This window comes from Polynucleobacter sp. MWH-Loch1C5 (assembly GCF_018881775.1).
In the GTDB taxonomy this organism is placed as follows: domain Bacteria; phylum Pseudomonadota; class Gammaproteobacteria; order Burkholderiales; family Burkholderiaceae; genus Polynucleobacter.
In genome coordinates this window covers 438,863-456,248 of record NZ_JACVPR010000001.1, presented here as the reverse complement: position 1 = coordinate 456,248, position 17,386 = coordinate 438,863, and the positions used below count along the sequence as shown (strand labels likewise).

The following is a 17,386-nucleotide window of genomic DNA, read 5'->3' as shown; positions in this document are numbered from 1 at the left end:
AACATCGAGAGGAGATCGTATGTCACAAATCAATCTGACACGTCGCCAGTTTTTTAAGGTGGCCGGGTCGGGTGTTGGCGTGACGAGTATGACTGCTATGGGATTGGCGCAAGCTATTGATCCTGTATTTGCTAAGCCATACAAGTTAGAAAAAACCGTCGAAACCCGAAGCACTTGTCCATATTGCTCAGTGAGCTGTGGTGTGTTGATGTATAGCCGTAAAGACAGTAACGGCAAGATGAAGTTGATTCACGTAGAAGGTGATCCAGATAATCCAGTGAACAAGGGTACTTTGTGTCCTAAAGGTGCTGGTATTTTGGAAATGGTTGAAAGCCCGAACCGTCTACAGTTCCCAGAAGTTCGCGAGCCAGGCTCTAAAGAGTGGAAGCGTATCTCTTGGGATGAGGCTTTAAACCGTATCGCTAAGCATATGAAGGCTGACCGCGATAAGAACTTTGTTGCGAAGAACGCAGAAGGCGTGACCGTCAACCGTTGGAATACCTTCGGTATGTTGGTGAGCTCTGCTTCGAACAACGAAGCTGGTTACCTCTCACACAAAGTTTTACGATCACTCGGTGTTGTTGCACTAGATACACAAGCGCGTATTTGACACGCTCCAACCGTGGCCAGTTTGGGCCCGACATTTGGACGCGGCGCGATGACCAACCATTGGGTTGACATCAAAAATGCAGACTTGGTTCTGATCATGGGCGGTAACGCTGCCGAAGCTCACCCTTGCGGTTTCAAGTGGGTGACAGAAGCGAAGGCTAAGCGTGGCGCTAAGCTCGTTGTGGTTGACCCACGTTTTACACGTTCAGCTGCAGTCTCTGACTACTATGCACCGATTCGTGTGGGTGCCGATATCGCCTTCTTAGGTGGTGTTGTGAACTACTTGTTGAGAAACAACAAGATTCATACTGAGTATGTCAGAAACTACACCAACGCAGCATTCTTAATTAATCCTGAGTTTGGCTTTAAGGATGGTTTGTTCACCGGTTACGATGAAGCAAAACGTTCATATAGCAAAGCTACATGGACATATCAGATGGATGGTCAATTCGCGAAAGTAGATCCAACACTACAGGATCCAAATTGCGTATTCCAGCACATGAAGCGTCACTTCGCTCGCTACACACCAGAAATGGTGAGCAAGATTACGGGTACACCTCAAGACCGTTTCTTGAAGATTTGCGAAATGATTGCTGAAACAGCTGCTGCAAACAAGACCATGACAATCTTGTATGCCCTTGGTTGGACTCAGCACTCTATCGGTTCTGAAAACATTCGTACGATGGCAATGATCCAGTTACTCTTGGGTAATATGGGTATGGCCGGTGGTGGTGTGAACGCCTTGCGTGGCCACGCTAACGTACAAGGTATTACTGACCAGTGTTTGTATAGCGAAGTATTGCCTGGTTATCTCTCAGCACCGATGGATTCAGATCCAAACCACAAGGTTTATTTGGAGAAGCGCACGCCAAAAGCATTGCGTCCAAACCAGATGAACTTCCCGCAGAACTTCCCCAAGTGGTTTAACAGCTTGATGAAGGCCTGGTACGGTGATAAAGCAACCAAAGAAACAGACTTTGCGTTTGATTGGCTGCCTAAGCGTGACCAAGCCTATGACATCATGGCGATCTTTGAGCGTATGCACCAAGGTCAAATGAATGGCTTCTGCTGTTCAGGCTTTAACCCACTCGCTGCTGTAGCGAACAAGAACAAGATTGGCGCTGCTCTGGCCAAACTGAAGTATTTAGTTGTTATCGATCCTCTCGCAACTGAAACTTCTGAGTTCTGGAAAAACTACGGTGAGTTCAACGATGTAGATTCTTCTAAGATTCAAACAGAAGTATTCCGCTTACCTGCAACCTGCTTTGCAGAACAAGACGGTACCTTCACGAACTCAGGTCGTGTGATTCAGTGGCACTGGAAAGGTGCTGACGGTCCTGGCGAATCGAAGTCTGACCAAGAGATCATTGCGGCATTGTTCTCCAAGCTACGCAATATGTACAAGACTCAAGGTGGAGCATTCCCTGATCCAATCTTGAACTTGACTTGGAACTACAAGAACCCTATGTTCCCTCAAGCAGATGAACTGCTTCGCGAGATCAGTGGTAAGACCTTTGTTCAAATCAAGGATCCAACTGGCAAAGTATTGCTTGAGCCAGGTGATCAATTGACAGGTTTTGCTCAATTGCGTGATGACGGTGGCACAGCTTGCGGTAACTGGATCTACTCTGGTTCATGGAGTAAAGAAGGTAACTTGACAGCACGCCGTGACCCAACTGAGACATCTGATCAGAACCTCGGTCAGAGCTTGAAGTGGGGCTTTGCATGGCCAGCCAATCGCCGTATTCTCTACAACCGTGCGTCTACCGATATGAACGGTAAGCCATGGGATGAGAAGCGTGCAGTCTTGAAGTGGTTGGGTGACAAGTGGGGTGGTAATGACATCCCTGATATGCGTCCAAACGCTAAACCTGAAGAGAATGTGATGCCATTCATCATGACTCAAGAAGGTGTAGCCCGTTTGTGGGCGCCACAAATGGCCGAGGGTCCATTCCCTGAGCACTATGAGCCATTTGAGTCACCATTGGCTGCTAACCCATTGCATCCAAATAATCCGAAAGCTAAAGCGAACCCAGCGGCTCGTGTTTACAAAGGTGATTTGGAAGCCTTCGGTTCCAATAAAGACTACCCCTATGTGGCTACCACATACCGCTTGGTTGAGCACTTCCACTACTGGACAAAGCACTCTAAGTTGAACGCGATCGTTCAGCCTGAGATGTTCGTCGAGATTGATGAAGAACTCGCTAAAGCACGTGGTATTAAGTCGGGTGATAAGGTCAAAGTCACTTCTGCGCGTGGCTTCGTGAAAGCGAAAGCCGTGGTAACAAAGCGTATGAAGGGACTCGATGTGGATGGTAAGAAGATTCACCACGTCGGTATTCCGATTCACTACGGCTTCAAGGGTGTTGCTAAGCCAAGCCAATTGGCTAACTCCTTGACACCATTTGTGGGTGACGCTAACTCTCAGACACCTGAGTTTAAAGCGTTCTTGGTTAACATTGAGAAGGCATAAGGAGGAGGAACATGACTGCACCAGCACAAGTTCTTCACGTAGTAGCGAAGTCGGCAGGCACGATGTCGCCTCCGCCTGAGGCCGCCAAAGCAACGAAAGTTGCCAAGCTAATCGATATATCTAAATGTATCGGTTGTAAGGCCTGCCAGGTCGCATGTATGGAATGGAATGAAACCCGTCCAGAAATTGGTAACACGGACGGTGTTTATGACAACCCACGCGACTTGGGCGCGGGCGCATGGACTGTCATGCGCTTTAACGAAATGGAAAATGATCAAGGCAGCATTGACTGGTTGATTCGTAAAGATGGTTGTATGCACTGCGAAGAGCCAGGCTGTATGAAGGCTTGCCCAAGTCCGGGCGCAATTATCAAGTTGAGCAACGGTATCGTTGACTTCAACAGCGATAACTGTATCGGCTGCGGCTACTGCGTACAGGGTTGTCCATTTGACATTCCACGTATTTCAGCAACGACCAATAAGGCGACTAAGTGCACATTGTGCTCTGACCGCGTCCAGAAGGGTCAAGATCCTGCTTGCGTGGCAACATGTCCAACCAAGTGTTTGACTTTCGGTCCAAAAGAAGATCAGATCAAAGCTGCAGAAGAGCGCATCAAAGATTTGAACTCCCGTGGTTACAAGCATGCGAAGTTGTATAACCCAGAAGGTGTGGGTGGTACACACGTGATGTATGTATTGCCACATGGCGACAAAGTCGAGCAATACAATGGCTTGCCAGCTAACCCATCTATCTCCCCAACTGTGGGTGCGTGGAAGGGTGTCATGAAACCGATCGCGTTGATCACAATGGCAGCTGCGGTTCTCTCAGGCGTAATCCATTACGCTATCAAGGGACCAAAGACCGTTGAAGATGAACATGACGTCAAATAAGGAGACAGCAATGTCAGATCAAAACATGTTAGTCCGTTATAAGGCGTCTGATCGTATCAATCACTGGATTGTGGCCCTCTTGTTTATGTTGGCTGCACTTACAGGTTTGGCGTACTTTCATCCATCGTTGTACTTCCTCTCCAATGTATTGGGTGGTGGCCAATTGGCCAGAATTCTCCACCCATTCGTTGGTGTAGCGATGTTCGTGTTGTTTGTGATCCTGTACTTCAAGTTCTGGCATCACAACCTACTCAGCAAAAACGACCGTCAATGGTTAAAGCAAATTGGCGACGTTTTAGCTGATCGCGAAGATCGTTTGCCTGAGGTGGGTCGTTACAACGGTGGCCAGAAGTTATTGTTCTGGGTCATGACCATCACGATGTTGCTCTTGGTAGTTACCGGTATCCTCTTCTGGAGACCTTACTTTGCTGGTAACTTCCACATTGATACTGTACGTATGGCTGCTTTGATTCATGCGGTTGCCGCATGGGTCTTGATTCTCGGCATCATCGTGCATATCTATGCTGCAATGTGGGTTAAAGGTACGATCAAGGGTATGTGGACTGGCCTGGTTTCAAAAGCCTGGGCACGTAAACATCATCCTGGTTGGTACCGTGAAGAGATGGGTGGCAAATAAGCCGCTAAGCTCTAATACATAAGAGCAGATTAAGGGGAAGAATGGTATTCTTCCCCTTATGTTTTAGCAGTAAGACATCAGTACATGATGTGTAAAAGATCTTGAGTATTGTTTTATCTATGAGCCCGCAGTTTTACAGACTTGGGTAACATAAATAAAACAATATTGAACTACTAATAAAGACAACAGAAGAGACAAATTATGACAACCGTATCAGCCGTCAAATTAATACAGCCTGGTGAAATTCAAAGCATGCCAGCGGATGACACGCCGCTCTTGGTGTACCCCAATGTGGCTGATTTATACAAAGACCGCTCCACACGTTTTGCGCAATTGGCAAAAGATCATGATTTGGCAGATTGGTTGCAATTTTGTGCACAACTAACGGCAGCCCAAGCCACGGCGATCTCTGAGATAGATGCCGGTGAAGTTCTCGAAGAAAACTTTGTGCGTGAGTCATTGAAGCACGGTGTACCCCCATTATCTGTCTCTACCTGGAAAGCCGGTGAAGATTGGCAAAAAGCGCTACAAGCTTTTATCACTGCTTATGAGAAGCAAGAGGTACAAGAGCCTGTTAAAAAGGTGTTTGCTGAATTCAAAAAGGCAGATGCCGCTGAACTCGCTAAGCAAGCTCAGGCTTATTTAACCCTCGATGAGGCAGAAGTGAAGCCGGAATGGGCTCCATTTATTAGCGCAGTCTTGCAATTGATATGGTCTAAGCGCGCTGCGGCCATGACTCACGCAAAAATTTACAGCGGTGAAAATTCACTCTGCCCAGTATGTGGCTCACACCCTGTCACGAGTGTGGTGCGCGTTGGCGATCGTGACAGTCATCGCTATCTCATTTGCTCCTTGTGTTCATCAGAATGGTATGGTCCGCGTGCCCGTTGCACGAACTGCGACACCCCCAAAGAGGTGACGATGCTCGGTGAGACCCGTGAGAGCTTGGTTCAAGGCGAGTGTTGTGATGATTGTGGGGGCTACCTCAAATTGATGTTCCAATCACGTGATCCGATGATGGATCCTGTCGCCGATGATTTGGCGACGATTCAACTCGATATGGCTTTGGAAAAAGAAGGTTTTCAACGCACCGGCCGCAACCTCTTTTTGATGGCGATTGCACAATCTGAGAAAACTGATACATAATTCACTATGGATTCAAAAAACGTGGCGCGTGCGTCCGTGAAAGATTTGTTGGCCCAGCTGCCTTCTGTAGACAAACTCATTCAAACCGCACCTTATCAAAATGCGATCGATCAATATGGTCGAGAAGAGGTCTTGCGTGCCATACGTCACGCTCTGCAAGCAAAGCGTGAGGCTATACAAGCGCAAACCCTCCTTGATCTGCCTGTGCCAGAGCAGTTCTACGAAGAGGTGGCGAGTGAACTATCTAGACGTGCCGCCCCAAAACTCAAGCAAGTGATTAACTTGACCGGTACGGTCCTGCATACCAATTTAGGTCGTGCTGTGATGCCGCCGGTGGTCGTCGAAGCCATTGCTGCTGCTGCGGCCCAGCCTTGTGCCCTGGAATACGATTTAGGGGAAGGCAAGAGGGGCGACCGGGACGAGATTGTTGAAGAGCTTCTGTGTGAGATCACAGGTGCTGAAGCTGCCACGATTGTGAACAATAATGCTGCGGCTGTTTTCTTATTGCTGCACGCTTTAGGTTTACGTAAGGAAGTGATTGTTTCTCGAGGCGAACTCGTTGAAATTGGTGGCTCCTTCCGTATCCCCGACATCATGATGCGTGCAGGAGCCAAGCTCAAAGAGGTGGGCACTACGAATCGTACCCACGCCAAAGATTTTGTCGAGGCCATTGGTCCGAAGACCTCGATGATCATGAAGATTCATACGAGTAATTACGCGATTGCAGGCTTTACTCACTCAGTGCCTGAAGCTGAATTAGCTGAAATTGCTCATCAGCATCAGTTACCTTTTGTAGTCGATTTAGGCTCGGGGACTTTGGTCGATATGGCTCAGTTCAATTTACCCGCCGAACCCACCCCGCAAGAAGCCTTACAGGCTGGCGCAGATTTAGTGACCTTCAGTGGTGACAAATTATTAGGTGGGCCTCAAGCGGGTATATTGGTCGGGCGCAAAGATTTGATCCAGAAGATTAAGAAAAACCCTCTCAAACGAGTCTTGCGTGTGGGCAAAATCACCCTCGCAGGTCTAGAGGCTGTCTTGCAGTTATATCGAGACCCTGCGCGTCTGCCACAACGATTGACGGTTTTGCAGTTATTGACGCGTACGCAAGCAGCGATACAGCTTCAGACAGAACAAGTCTTACCGCAGATTCAAAAAATCTTTGCTGGTTTACCGTTACAGATTTCGACCCGTGCTGTCCTATCCCAGATTGGCTCTGGTTCTTTACCGATTGAACGTTTACCTTCTGTAGCTATTGCGATTGAGGGGCAAGATAAGACGGGTGAAAAACTAGTGACCCGTATGGAGCGTCTCTTAAGAGCCGGTCAGGTCCCTGTGATTGGGCGCTTTCAAGAAAAAGCTTTGTTGTTTGATTTACGCTGCCTGCAAGATGAACATCAAGTGACTTGGTTAGCGATGCTAGAAGCCGTTGCTAGTCGTTTAAAGAAAGCCAAGTCTTAAATGATTATTGGTACAGCCGGTCATATTGACCACGGTAAAACTTCTCTAGTCAAAGCGCTTACAGGAGTTGATGCTGATCGCCTGCCTGAAGAAAAGGCACGGGGCATCACCATTGATTTAGGTTTTGCTTATATTCCGACTAAAGACGGTCAAGTCATTGGCTTTGTCGATGTCCCAGGACATGAAAAGTTTGTGCACACCATGGCAGCCGGCGCTGCGGGTATGGATCATGGTTTATTAGTGGTTGCTGCTGATGATGGCTTAATGCCTCAGACCCTAGAACATTTACGTATTTTGGATTTATTGGCTATTCCTCGTCTGACCGTTGCCTTAAGCAAAATAGATGCTGTAGAGCCTGCCAGACTCCAAGCAGTGACACAAGAAATCACGGAGTATCTCAAGAGTACTCGCTTTACTGAGGCAGATATTTTTCCAGTCTCTGCTAAAAATCTCATCGGTATTGATGCTCTTAAGGCTCATTTGTTTGAGCAAGCAGAAGCTCTAAAGCCACGTCAGGGAGATTATTTCCGTTTGGCTATCGATCGGGTCTTTGTCGTCAAGGGTGTGGGTGTGGCTATCACTGGCGCTGTGACCTCTGGTCAGGTTCGAGTAGGTGATAGTTTGTATTTGGGGCCGAAACAAAAACCAGTCAAGGTACGTTCCATACATGCGCAAAACACACCTGCAGAGAGTGCTTCGGTGGGGATGCGTTGTGGTTTAGTTTTATCTGGTGTGGAGTACAGCGAAGTAGAGCGCGGTGATTGGCTGACCAGTACTGCATTGAACCGTCTAGTACAGCGCTTTGATTGCCGTATTGAAGTGCCTCATGATGCGCAACGCTCGATTAAAGATGGTCAAGTGCTCTTATTGCATCATGGCACTGAGTTTTTCACGAGTCGGATCATTTTGCTTGATTGTGCAGAAGTCAGTGCTGGGCAAACTGCTTATGCACAATGTGCCTTCGAGAAACCAGTCTCGGTATGTTGGCATGATCGAATCATTATGCGCGATAGCAGTGCTCGCTATACCTTAGCTGGTGGACTTGTACTGGATACTGATCCGCCTTTGAGGGGGCGTAAAAAACCCGAGCGTATTGCATTATTGAAAGTATTGGCTGATAGTACGGTGACTCAAGCTTGGCAGATTCTTTTAGAGCGCCATGAAGAGGCTTTATCTCTAAAAAACGGCAGCATGCTGTTCAATCAAAGGCCAGAAGCAGCGCAAGCGACCTTGCAGAACTATGCGCCGCGTGAACTGGCTTTAGGAGATGACTTTTACTATTGCAGTGATGCAATTTATCAGCAGTATCAAGATGCCGTATTGAGTGCTTTAGCCCATTTTCATCAAGAAGAGCCTGATGAGCCGGGGGTGGCCGAAGAACGCTTGCGTCGTATGTCTTTGCCTGGTGTGAAAGCAGGCTTATTTCATGTTCTTTTACAGCGCTGGATTTTCGATAAGCAAGTCAGTATCACAGGCAGCTTTGTCCATTTGCCTGATCATAAGGTTGAACTTACCGAGAAAGAAAAGGTGCTTTGGGAGCGTATTTACCCACGCTTAATCGATGGTCGCTATGACCCACCTTGGGTGCGTGATTTGGCGAGTCAGCTATCAGAGCCTGAGGCCAATATTCGTTTGCTCTTACGCAAAGTATCGCGGACTTCAGCTTTGGTTCAATTGGTACCCGACTTGTTCTACCCCATACCGACCATGCAAATCATGGCAGATATGATTCGGGATATCATCGAGCAAGATGGCTACGTGACTGTGATTAGCTTTAAAGAGCGTGTGGGCTTGGGGCGTAAACGGGCGATTCAGATTTTAGAGGCCTATGATCGCTTGGGGTTCACCCGTCGTTTAGTCAGTTATCGCAAAGGCAAGAAAGAATTAGAAAAAGATCATAGAATCATAAGAAATCCTGAGCTGTTTTCTTTAGAGGAGACAGTGTCATGACGTTTCACATGGAAGAGGTTCGCTCCCCGGCGGGACGTCCGGACTTCAAATCCGGGAAGGGCTGTCGTACAGTCCTTGGTGGGTTCGACTCCCATACTCTTCCGCCATATCACTATAGTAGGGATAGAAAACATGTCTGAGATACGTGGATGTGCCTTTCCTGAGCACTTGCTGTATGACGCTGATCTCAATCTTTGGTTTGAGCCATTGAGTGATGATGAGTATCGTGTGGGGATTACTCCTTTTGGAGCGGCCTTGGTCGGGGACCTGTATATGTTCAACCCCAAACCCTTGCAAAGAGAATTAGAGAAGAACGAGCCATTTGCTTTGATTGAAGTCGCTAAAACCATCATTACAGTTCGTACCCCTTTTGCATCGATTGTGACGGCGGCTAATGAGCCTGTGCAGGAGCGCCCCATCAAGATCAACCGCGTTCCCCTAGAAAGCTGGTTAGTTCAGTTAAGAGCCATTCATCCTGATGAGGCCCGCCAGAGTTTATTGCCAGGACATTCCATTGAAGCTCGCGCGCTTGAGCTCATGGATTTGAACCGTTTTACAAGTTTGGAAGAATTTCAAAAGACCAAGGGTAACTCTTGAAAAAGGCCGTCATCATTCAGTTATGGCAAGCGAGCACTCAGGCGCCGCAGTTAGCGGCCACGCCATTTTTCTTTGCAGCCGCAGCAGCAGCGATGGATATGGATGTGGAAATCCATGCCTTGGGTGCGAGTGTTGAATTATTTATTCAAGACAATCCCGCTAGACATCAAACAATTCCCCCAATGAATCGTCGCCTGTCTGACTTTATTGATGATGCGATTCGTGCGGGAGCCAAGATTCATGCTTGTAGTACTGCCATGCGTGATCGGCAATTAGTCAAAGAGGACATGATTGCTGAGTTTGGAGAAATTATAGGTATGGTGACGATGCTCGATCGCGCGACTGGTGATGGCGTAACAGTCATGACGTTTTAAATGAACTCAAGATATTTAAAGGATTGATAGTGCCTGAACAAAAAGTACGCCTCACTTCTTTATCGCATGGTGGTGGTTGTGGTTGCAAAATTGCACCAGGAGTTTTGTCCGAGTTACTCAAAACTTCGGTGCAATTTCCTTTGCCTAAAGAGTTGCTAGTCGGTACTGAAACTGCTGATGACGCAGCTGTCTACCAGATCAATGGGCATCAAGCCTTGATTGCCACCACCGATTTCTTTATGCCGATTGTTGATGAGCCACGTCATTTTGGTCAGATTGCGGCAACTAATGCCATCTCTGATATTTATGCCATGGGCGGCACGCCCCTGATGGCCTTGGCTATTTTGGGTATGCCTATCCATGTTTTACCGCCAGAAGATATTGCTGAGATTCTTAATGGGGGTCGTGAGGTCTGTGCTAAAGCAGGTATTCCTATCGCTGGTGGACATTCGATTGATTCGGTCGAGCCCATTTATGGCTTAGCGGTGATTGGCATCATTGATCCTAAACACCTCAAGCGTAATGCCACGGCGCAGCGTGGAGATGTGCTCATCTTAGGTAAGCCCTTGGGTGTGGGTATCTACTCAGCCGCTTTGAAAAAGGAACAGCTTTCAACGCTGCACTATGAGGAGATGCTAAAGAACACAACCCAACTCAATACACCAGGTACGCGCTTAGCCACATTGGCAGGGGTGCATGCCTTAACCGATGTGACTGGTTTTGGCCTTCTAGGACATGCCTTAGAAATCGCTAAAGGCTCTGGTTTACATGCTCGTATTGATTATGCCCAGCTGCAGTTTTTACCCCAGGTGCAAGAGTTGGCTCAGCAAGGTTTTATTACGGGCGCTTCACGCCGTAACTGGCAAAGTTATGGCGACGCTATAGAGTTAGATCCCTCCTTAGGAGATGTGGAGCGCGCCTTACTGACTGATCCACAAACCAGTGGCGGTCTCTTGGTGGCTTGCCAAGCTGATGTGGCTTCACAGGTGTTGGAGATCTTTGCGCAAGAAGGTTTTTCTCGAGCCAGTATTGTTGGGCAAATCACTGGCCCCAGTGATGGCCGTGTTCATCTAAGCGTCAAAGCATGCTGAGTTTGCCTAGCCCACTCATTATGGGATTGATTCTTGCTGGCGGGCGCGGCTCACGCATGGGGGGTCAGGATAAAGGACTCTTACAGTTTGCAGGCCAAAGTTTGGCCTTGCGTGTACGAGATGTCTTAAGGGTTCAAACAGAATTAGTGCTTGTCAGTGCTAACCGCCATATTGAAGACTATGAGGCTATGGGGTTACCGGTGGTGAGAGATCGTTTGCCTGATTATCAAGGGCCTTTATCGGGCATTGAGGCGGGCTTGAAGGCGGCACCCACTCCCTATGTCTTTGTGGTGCCTTGTGATGCACCTTTCTTAGACGGTTCATTGATGACTCGCTTGTACGAGCGCATGGAAGCCACGCAAGCTAATGTGGTTTATGCGCAAAGTCAAGATCCCGATGGGCGGTGGCATGCTGAACCGCTCTTTGCTCTCATCAGAAGTTCCATGGCGACTCGTTTGAGTCAGTTTTTGGATAGTGGGCAGCGTAAAGTCTTGGATTGGTACACCCAAATTGAGCATGCAACCATCGATGTGGATGATGCCTTGTCATTTGCCAATGCCAATACACCAGAAGAGTTCGCGCGCTACGAAGCGGCTGCAAAAACAAGAAGCTAAATAAGGTATGTCAAAATAACGCTATGAGTATTAAATCTGATCGCTGGATACGCAAAATGGCCGAAGAGCACGGCATGATTTCCCCATTTGAACCGGGGCAAGTTCGTTATGCTCAAGACGGACACAAGATTGTCAGCTATGGCACATCAAGCTACGGCTACGACATTCGTTGTGCTGATGAGTTCAAGATCTTCACCAATATCAATAGCACCATTGTTGACCCGAAGAACTTTGATGAAAAGTCTTTTGTGGATTTTAAGGGGGATGTTTGCATCATTCCTCCTAATTCATTTGCCTTAGCTAGAACGGTGGAGTACTTTAAGATTCCTCGCAGTGTGCTGACAGTTTGTTTGGGTAAAAGTACTTACGCACGTTGCGGCATTATTGTGAACGTGACACCTTTTGAGCCAGAGTGGGAAGGTTATGTGACCCTCGAGTTCTCCAATACCACGCCATTGCCTGCCAAGATATATGCGGGTGAGGGTTGCGCACAGGTACTCTTTTTTGAGAGCGACGAGATTTGTGAAACTTCCTATAAAGACCGTGGTGGCAAATACCAAGGTCAGGTGGGTGTCACCTTACCGAAAACCTAAGCAAACCTCTCTCCTGAGGCCTTCTGGTGACTAAAAGAGGGCCTCTACTGGGAGCAAAAACACTAAATACGACCTCTGTCATAAAAAGAGGTCAAAATCTACCCAAAAATTCAACAAAACTACTGAATTTGTCTTTATAGTCTCGTTTTACCAATTTTTTGATCTTTGACGCGAGCAATTGCGCCTAGGAGGTACGATGAAGTTCCGTTTTCCTATTGTCATCATTGACGAAGACTTTCGCTCAGAAAATATTTCTGGTTCAGGGGTGCGTGCGCTCGCTGAAGCGATTGAATCTGAAGGTATGGAAGTATTGGGCCTGACGAGCTATGGCGACTTAACTTCATTTGCGCAACAAGCTTCGCGTGCCTCTTGTTTCATTTTGTCGATTGATGACGAAGAGTTTGGCGAGGGTAGCGCCGAGGAGATTGATGTCGCCTTGGGTAGTTTGCGTGCCTTTGTGATGGAAGTGCGCAAACGCAATGAAGAAATTCCTATTTTCTTGTACGGCGAAACTAGAACTTCACGCCACATCCCTAATGATGTCTTGCGTGAACTACATGGTTTCATTCACATGAATGAAGATACCCCAGAGTTTGTGGCGCGCCATATCATTCGTGAAGCCAAGGTATATCTTGATTCACTAGCGCCCCCATTTTTTAGAGCTCTTACGCACTATGCTTCAGATGGCTCTTACTCTTGGCACTGTCCTGGGCACTCCGGTGGAGTAGCCTTCTTAAAAAGCCCGGTCGGTCAAATGTTTCACCAATTCTTTGGTGAAAATATGTTGCGTGCCGACGTCTGTAATGCGGTCGATGAGTTAGGGCAATTACTTGATCACACGGGGCCTGTTGCTGCGAGTGAGCGTAATGCTGCGCGTATCTTTAATTGTGATCATTTGTTCTTTGTCACTAATGGTACGTCGACCTCTAATAAGATTGTTTGGCACTCGACAGTCGCTCCTGGCGATATTGTGATTGTCGATAGGAACTGCCATAAATCAATCTTGCATGCCATCATGATGACGGGTGCTATCCCTGTCTTTTTGATGCCAACGCGTAATCATTACGGCATTATTGGACCGATTCCAAAAGAAGAATTTAAATGGGAAACCATTCAAAAGAAAATCGCGGCCAATCCATTCATTAAGGATAAAACTGCCAAGCCACGTGTTTTAACGATCACGCAAAGTACCTATGACGGTGTCTTATATAACGTGGAAATGATCAAAGAAATGCTCGATGGCCAAGTGGATACTTTGCACTTTGACGAGGCCTGGTTACCGCATGCGACCTTCCATGACTTCTATAAGAATATGCATGCGATTGGTCAGGGACGTCCGAAGCCTAAAAATAGCATGGTCTTCTCAACGCAGTCGACCCATAAATTATTAGCGGGATTGTCACAAGCATCACAAATTTTGGTTCAGGATGCAGATAACAATAAATTAGATTACGACTGCTTTAATGAGTCTTATTTGATGCATACCTCAACCAGCCCACAGTACGCCATCATCGCCTCTTGTGATGTGGCGGCAGCTATGATGGAAGCCCCCGGTGGCACAGCTTTGGTCGACGAATCGATCTCTGAAGCATTGGACTTTAGACGTGCCATGCGTAAGGTCGATGAAGAATGGGGTGCCGATTGGTGGTTCAAGGTTTGGGGCCCTGACTATTTAGCTGAAGAGGGTGTGGGCGAACGTGAAGATTGGATGCTCAAAGCCGGTGAGCGTTGGCATGACTTTGGCCTTCTGGCTGAGGGCTTCAATATGCTCGACCCCATCAAAGCCACAGTCATTACACCGGGCTTAGAAGTGGATGGAAGTTTTGCGGAGACGGGTATTCCGGCTAGCATCGTCACCAAATATTTATCCGAGCACGGTGTGATTGTTGAAAAAACAGGCCTGTATTCATTCTTTATTATGTTTACGATCGGTATTACCAAGGGGCGTTGGAATACCTTGGTCACTGCTTTGCAACAGTTCAAAGATGACTTTGATAAGAATCAGCCTTTGTGGCGCGTCTTGCCTGAGTTTGTCAATAAACATCCACGCTATGAACGTATGGGTCTTAAGGATCTGTGTCAACAGATTCACCAAGTCTATAAAAAATATGATGTGGCCCGCATGACAACAGAAATGTATTTGTCAGATATGGTCCCAGCGATGCCTCCAGCGGAAGCTTGGGCCAAGATGGCGCATCGAGATATTGAGCGCGTCATGATTGATGATCTTGAAGGGCGGGTCACTGCTATGTTAGTCACGCCTTATCCACCCGGTATTCCTCTTTTAATCCCTGGCGAGCGCTTTAATCGTCGTATTGTTGATTATTTACGCTTTACCCGTGAGTTCAATGAGCAATTCCCAGGTTTTGAGACGGATGTCCATGGCTTGGTCAAAGGTGAGGTCAATGGACGTAAAGAGTACTACGTTGATTGTGTGAAGAGTTAACTGATCAGTCACCACTAACAATAAAGGCCAACGATGTTGGCCTTTATTATTGATACTGATTCAATATTTCTCGATAACTGCTTTACAAGGACTTGCGGTACTCCGCAATTGCACGAAGCACTTGTTGTGGGGCTGTGCCGCCGACATGTTGGCGACCTGCGATCGAGCCTTCTAGTGTTAGGCAATCTTTCACGTCAGCATCAATCAGTTGAGCTTGTTGTCCAAGATTGCATGCGGCGCGTAATTCATCGAGATTGAGATCAGCTAGGTCACACTGGCGAGCTGCGCACGTTTTTACGGCGTGAGCGACTGCCTCATGGGCATCGCGGAAGGGTAGACCCTTTTTCACAAGATAGTCAGCCAAATCAGTGGCGGTTGCAAAACCTTGTAATGCAGCAGCACGCATTGCTTCTGCCTTCACTTGAATATGGGGCACCATATCGGCAAAGATTGTGAGCGTATCTAAGACTGTATCGGCAGAATCAAAGAGAGGTTCTTTGTCTTCTTGATTATCTTTGTTATACGCTAAAGGTTGGCCTTTCATTAAGGTCAGCATGGCGATGAGATTACCGTTGACTCGCCCTGTTTTGCCGCGGGCTAATTCAGGGACATCCGGATTCTTTTTCTGCGGCATGATCGAGCTACCAGTGCAAAAGCGATCGGGTAAATCGATAAAGCCAATTCTGGGGCTCATCCAGAGTATGAGCTCTTCAGATAGGCGTGAAATATGCGTCATGATTAAAGATGACACACTACAAAACTCAATTGCAAAATCACGGTCAGAGACGGCGTCTAATGAATTAGCGCAAACTCCATCAAAGCCTAAGAGCTTTGCTACGAGCGCACGATCGATCGGATAGCTGGTACCGGCTAAAGCGGCAGCGCCTAAGGGTAAACGATTCACACGAGCTCTGCAGTCCCGCAAACGGCTCGCGTCACGCGCAAACATCTCTGCATAAGCCATCAAGTGATGGCCAAAGCTAATGGGTTGGGCGACCTGTAAATGGGTAAAGCCAGGCATGATCGTGGCTGCATGTTTTTCAGCCACATCACATAAGCCTTTTCTGAGCTGTGTCAGTTGACTATCAATTTGGTCAATTGCACCGCGTAGCCATAAACGAATATCCGTAGCTACCTGATCATTGCGCGAGCGACCAGTGTGTAGACGTTTACCGGCATCGCCCACGAGTTGCGTTAAGCGAGCCTCAATATTCAGGTGCACATCTTCTAGAGCCAGTTGCCAGTGGAACTGACCTGATTCAATTTCTGCTTGGATCTGGGCCATACCTTTTTGAATAGCCGTCAAATCATCATTACTGATAATTTTTTGTTGAGCCAACATTTGGGCATGGGCAAGAGAGCCTTGGATATCGACCATGGCCATTCTTTGGTCAAAACCGACTGAGGCGGTGTAGCGTTGAACAAGTTCAGCCACCGGCTCAGCAAAACGGGCTGACCATGCTTGATCTTTATTGTCTAAAGAGTTGTTTTTACTGTTTTTGTCGCTCATAAATATAAGTATATTGCCTGAAAGGGCTTATCCTTATGCTTATGCAAGAAAATTTATTACCTCAAAAACTCGTCATTGCCTCCCGTGAGAGTCGTTTGGCTATGTGGCAAGCCGAATATGTCCGTGATTGTCTACGTAAGCTCTACCCACAATGTGATGTCTCGATTCTGGGGATGACTACCCGTGGGGATCAAATTTTGGATCGTACGCTCTCCAAAGTGGGGGGTAAGGGTTTGTTTGTGAAAGAGCTAGAAGTCGCTTTGGCCGAAGGTCGAGCAGATCTGGCCGTCCATTCCTTAAAAGATGTGCCCATGCAATTGGCCGAAGGTTTTAGTTTGGCTTGCGTGATGGATCGTGAAGACCCACGCGATGCTTTTGTGTCGAATCAGTATCAGGCGCTGTCTGAGTTGCCAGCCGGGGCGATCGTTGGGACTGCGAGTTTGCGCAGAGAAGCTTCCTTGCGCGCGCGTTATCCCCATTTAGAGATTCAGCCCCTGCGCGGTAATTTGGACACTCGCTTAGCTAAACTAGATCGTGGTGAGTATGCGGCGATTATCTTGGCTGCGGCTGGTTTGAAACGTTTGGGTTTAGCGACTCGGATTCGTTCTTTGATTCAGCCTGAGGATAGCTTGCCGGCAGCGGGTCAAGGTGCTTTGGGTATTGAAATCTGCTCAGATCGTACTGATGTTGCCCAATATTTAAGTCCGCTAAGACATGCGGCATCGAGTTTAGCGGTGACTGCTGAGCGAGCGGTATCGCGTGCTTTAGGAGGATCTTGCGATATTCCTTTGGCCGCTTATGCACTTTGGCAAGGGGATGGGCAGATGTATTTGCGTGCTTTTGTCGCAAGCCCCAATGGTCAAGAGTTTTGCCGTGCCGAAACCCAAGCTCAGATTCAGACCGAGGAGCAGGCTAATGCATTGGGTTTACAAGTCGCTCAGGATTTAATTGCACAGGGAGCTTTAAAGCTCATACCTACTAGACCTGAATAAACA

The 17,386-nt window shown here is 47.6% G+C and carries 14 protein-coding genes and 1 tRNA gene; 14 read left to right on the top strand and 1 reads right to left on the bottom strand.

Going from position 1 to position 17,386, the window contains the following annotated elements:
* The first annotated feature begins 28 nt into the window (after positions 1 to 28).
* The 13 genes from fdnG (at position 29) to ICE94_RS02195 (ending at position 14,881) form a co-directional block, all read left to right on the top strand.
* Positions 29 to 3,082: a formate dehydrogenase-N subunit alpha gene (gene fdnG, locus ICE94_RS02255; RefSeq protein WP_370623791.1), complete on the top strand. Its 3,054-nt coding sequence runs from the start codon at positions 29 to 31 to the stop codon at positions 3,080 to 3,082.
* An 11-nt stretch (positions 3,083 to 3,093) separates the two neighbouring features.
* Positions 3,094 to 3,972: a formate dehydrogenase subunit beta gene (gene fdxH / locus ICE94_RS02250; RefSeq protein WP_216148254.1), complete on the top strand. Its 879-nt coding sequence runs from the start codon at positions 3,094 to 3,096 to the stop codon at positions 3,970 to 3,972.
* 10 nt (positions 3,973 to 3,982) lie between these two features.
* Positions 3,983 to 4,609, top strand: coding sequence for a formate dehydrogenase subunit gamma (locus tag ICE94_RS02245; RefSeq protein WP_255539060.1), 627 nt, complete (start codon positions 3,983 to 3,985; stop codon positions 4,607 to 4,609).
* 201 nt (positions 4,610 to 4,810) lie between these two features.
* Entirely contained in the window at positions 4,811 to 5,755 is a 945-nt protein-coding gene (gene fdhE / locus ICE94_RS02240; RefSeq protein ID WP_216148248.1) for a formate dehydrogenase accessory protein FdhE, read from the top strand.
* 6 nt (positions 5,756 to 5,761) lie between these two features.
* A complete protein-coding gene (selA, locus tag ICE94_RS02235; RefSeq protein WP_216148245.1) occupies positions 5,762 to 7,216 on the top strand; it encodes an L-seryl-tRNA(Sec) selenium transferase in 1,455 nt (484 codons plus the stop codon).
* On the top strand, positions 7,217 to 9,166 hold the full coding sequence (selB, locus tag ICE94_RS02230) for a selenocysteine-specific translation elongation factor (RefSeq protein ID WP_216148242.1): 1,950 nt from the start codon (positions 7,217 to 7,219) through the stop codon (positions 9,164 to 9,166). It abuts the gene before it with no gap.
* A 10-nt stretch (positions 9,167 to 9,176) separates the two neighbouring features.
* Positions 9,177 to 9,273, top strand: a tRNA-Sec gene (locus ICE94_RS02225).
* A 25-nt stretch (positions 9,274 to 9,298) separates the two neighbouring features.
* Positions 9,299 to 9,763 carry a glycine cleavage system protein H gene (locus ICE94_RS02220; RefSeq protein WP_216148240.1) on the top strand — a complete coding sequence of 155 codons (465 nt, stop codon included), beginning with the start codon at positions 9,299 to 9,301 and terminating at the stop codon, positions 9,761 to 9,763.
* A complete protein-coding gene (locus ICE94_RS02215) occupies positions 9,760 to 10,137 on the top strand; it encodes a DsrE family protein (protein WP_216148238.1) in 378 nt (125 codons plus the stop codon). Before ICE94_RS02220 ends, ICE94_RS02215 begins: the two co-directional genes overlap by 4 nt.
* A 29-nt stretch (positions 10,138 to 10,166) precedes the next feature.
* The gene (gene selD, locus ICE94_RS02210; RefSeq protein ID WP_370623766.1) at positions 10,167 to 11,228 is read left to right on the top strand and encodes a selenide, water dikinase SelD; all 1,062 of its coding nucleotides are present in this window, start codon (positions 10,167 to 10,169) and stop codon (positions 11,226 to 11,228) included.
* A complete protein-coding gene (gene mobA / locus ICE94_RS02205) occupies positions 11,222 to 11,842 on the top strand; it encodes a molybdenum cofactor guanylyltransferase MobA (RefSeq protein ID WP_216148232.1) in 621 nt (206 codons plus the stop codon). The genes selD and mobA overlap by 7 nt, the downstream gene beginning before the upstream one ends.
* Positions 11,843 to 11,865: 23 nt before the next feature.
* Entirely contained in the window at positions 11,866 to 12,435 is a 570-nt protein-coding gene (dcd, locus tag ICE94_RS02200) for a dCTP deaminase (protein ID WP_216148229.1), read from the top strand.
* Between the two features lie 196 nt (positions 12,436 to 12,631).
* The gene (locus ICE94_RS02195; RefSeq protein ID WP_216148226.1) at positions 12,632 to 14,881 is read left to right on the top strand and encodes an arginine/lysine/ornithine decarboxylase; all 2,250 of its coding nucleotides are present in this window, start codon (positions 12,632 to 12,634) and stop codon (positions 14,879 to 14,881) included.
* A gap of 82 nt (positions 14,882 to 14,963) precedes the next feature.
* On the opposite strand, the gene argH is transcribed toward ICE94_RS02195, so the two are convergent.
* Positions 14,964 to 16,391 (bottom strand): argininosuccinate lyase, encoded by a 1,428-nt coding sequence (argH, locus tag ICE94_RS02190; RefSeq protein WP_216148223.1) that lies wholly within the window; start codon positions 16,389 to 16,391, stop codon positions 14,964 to 14,966.
* A 41-nt stretch (positions 16,392 to 16,432) separates the two neighbouring features.
* Here argH and hemC point away from each other — a divergent pair, with 41 nt between their 5' ends.
* Positions 16,433 to 17,383, top strand: a complete 951-nt coding sequence (hemC, locus tag ICE94_RS02185; protein ID WP_255539058.1) for a hydroxymethylbilane synthase — start codon at positions 16,433 to 16,435, stop codon at positions 17,381 to 17,383.
* The last annotated feature ends 3 nt before the right edge of the window (positions 17,384 to 17,386 follow it).

Bases quoted from the DNA above. Each gene is read 5' to 3' on its own strand.
- fdhE (WP_216148248.1), top strand. From the start codon at position 4,811: ATGACAACCGTATCAGCCGTCAAATTAATACAGCCTGGTGAAATTCAA.
- ICE94_RS02220 (WP_216148240.1), top strand. From the start codon at position 9,299: ATGTCTGAGATACGTGGATGTGCCTTTCCTGAGCACTTGCTGTATGAC.
- ICE94_RS02195 (WP_216148226.1), top strand. From the start codon at position 12,632: ATGAAGTTCCGTTTTCCTATTGTCATCATTGACGAAGACTTTCGCTCA.
- selA (WP_216148245.1), top strand. From the start codon at position 5,762: ATGGATTCAAAAAACGTGGCGCGTGCGTCCGTGAAAGATTTGTTGGCC.
- argH (WP_216148223.1), bottom strand. From the start codon at position 16,391: ATGAGCGACAAAAACAGTAAAAACAACTCTTTAGACAATAAAGATCAA.
- mobA (WP_216148232.1), top strand. From the start codon at position 11,222: ATGCTGAGTTTGCCTAGCCCACTCATTATGGGATTGATTCTTGCTGGC.
- fdxH (WP_216148254.1), top strand. From the start codon at position 3,094: ATGACTGCACCAGCACAAGTTCTTCACGTAGTAGCGAAGTCGGCAGGC.
- dcd (WP_216148229.1), top strand. From the start codon at position 11,866: ATGAGTATTAAATCTGATCGCTGGATACGCAAAATGGCCGAAGAGCAC.
- hemC (WP_255539058.1), top strand. From the start codon at position 16,433: ATGCAAGAAAATTTATTACCTCAAAAACTCGTCATTGCCTCCCGTGAG.
- ICE94_RS02245 (WP_255539060.1), top strand. From the start codon at position 3,983: ATGTCAGATCAAAACATGTTAGTCCGTTATAAGGCGTCTGATCGTATC.
- selB (WP_216148242.1), top strand. From the start codon at position 7,217: ATGATTATTGGTACAGCCGGTCATATTGACCACGGTAAAACTTCTCTA.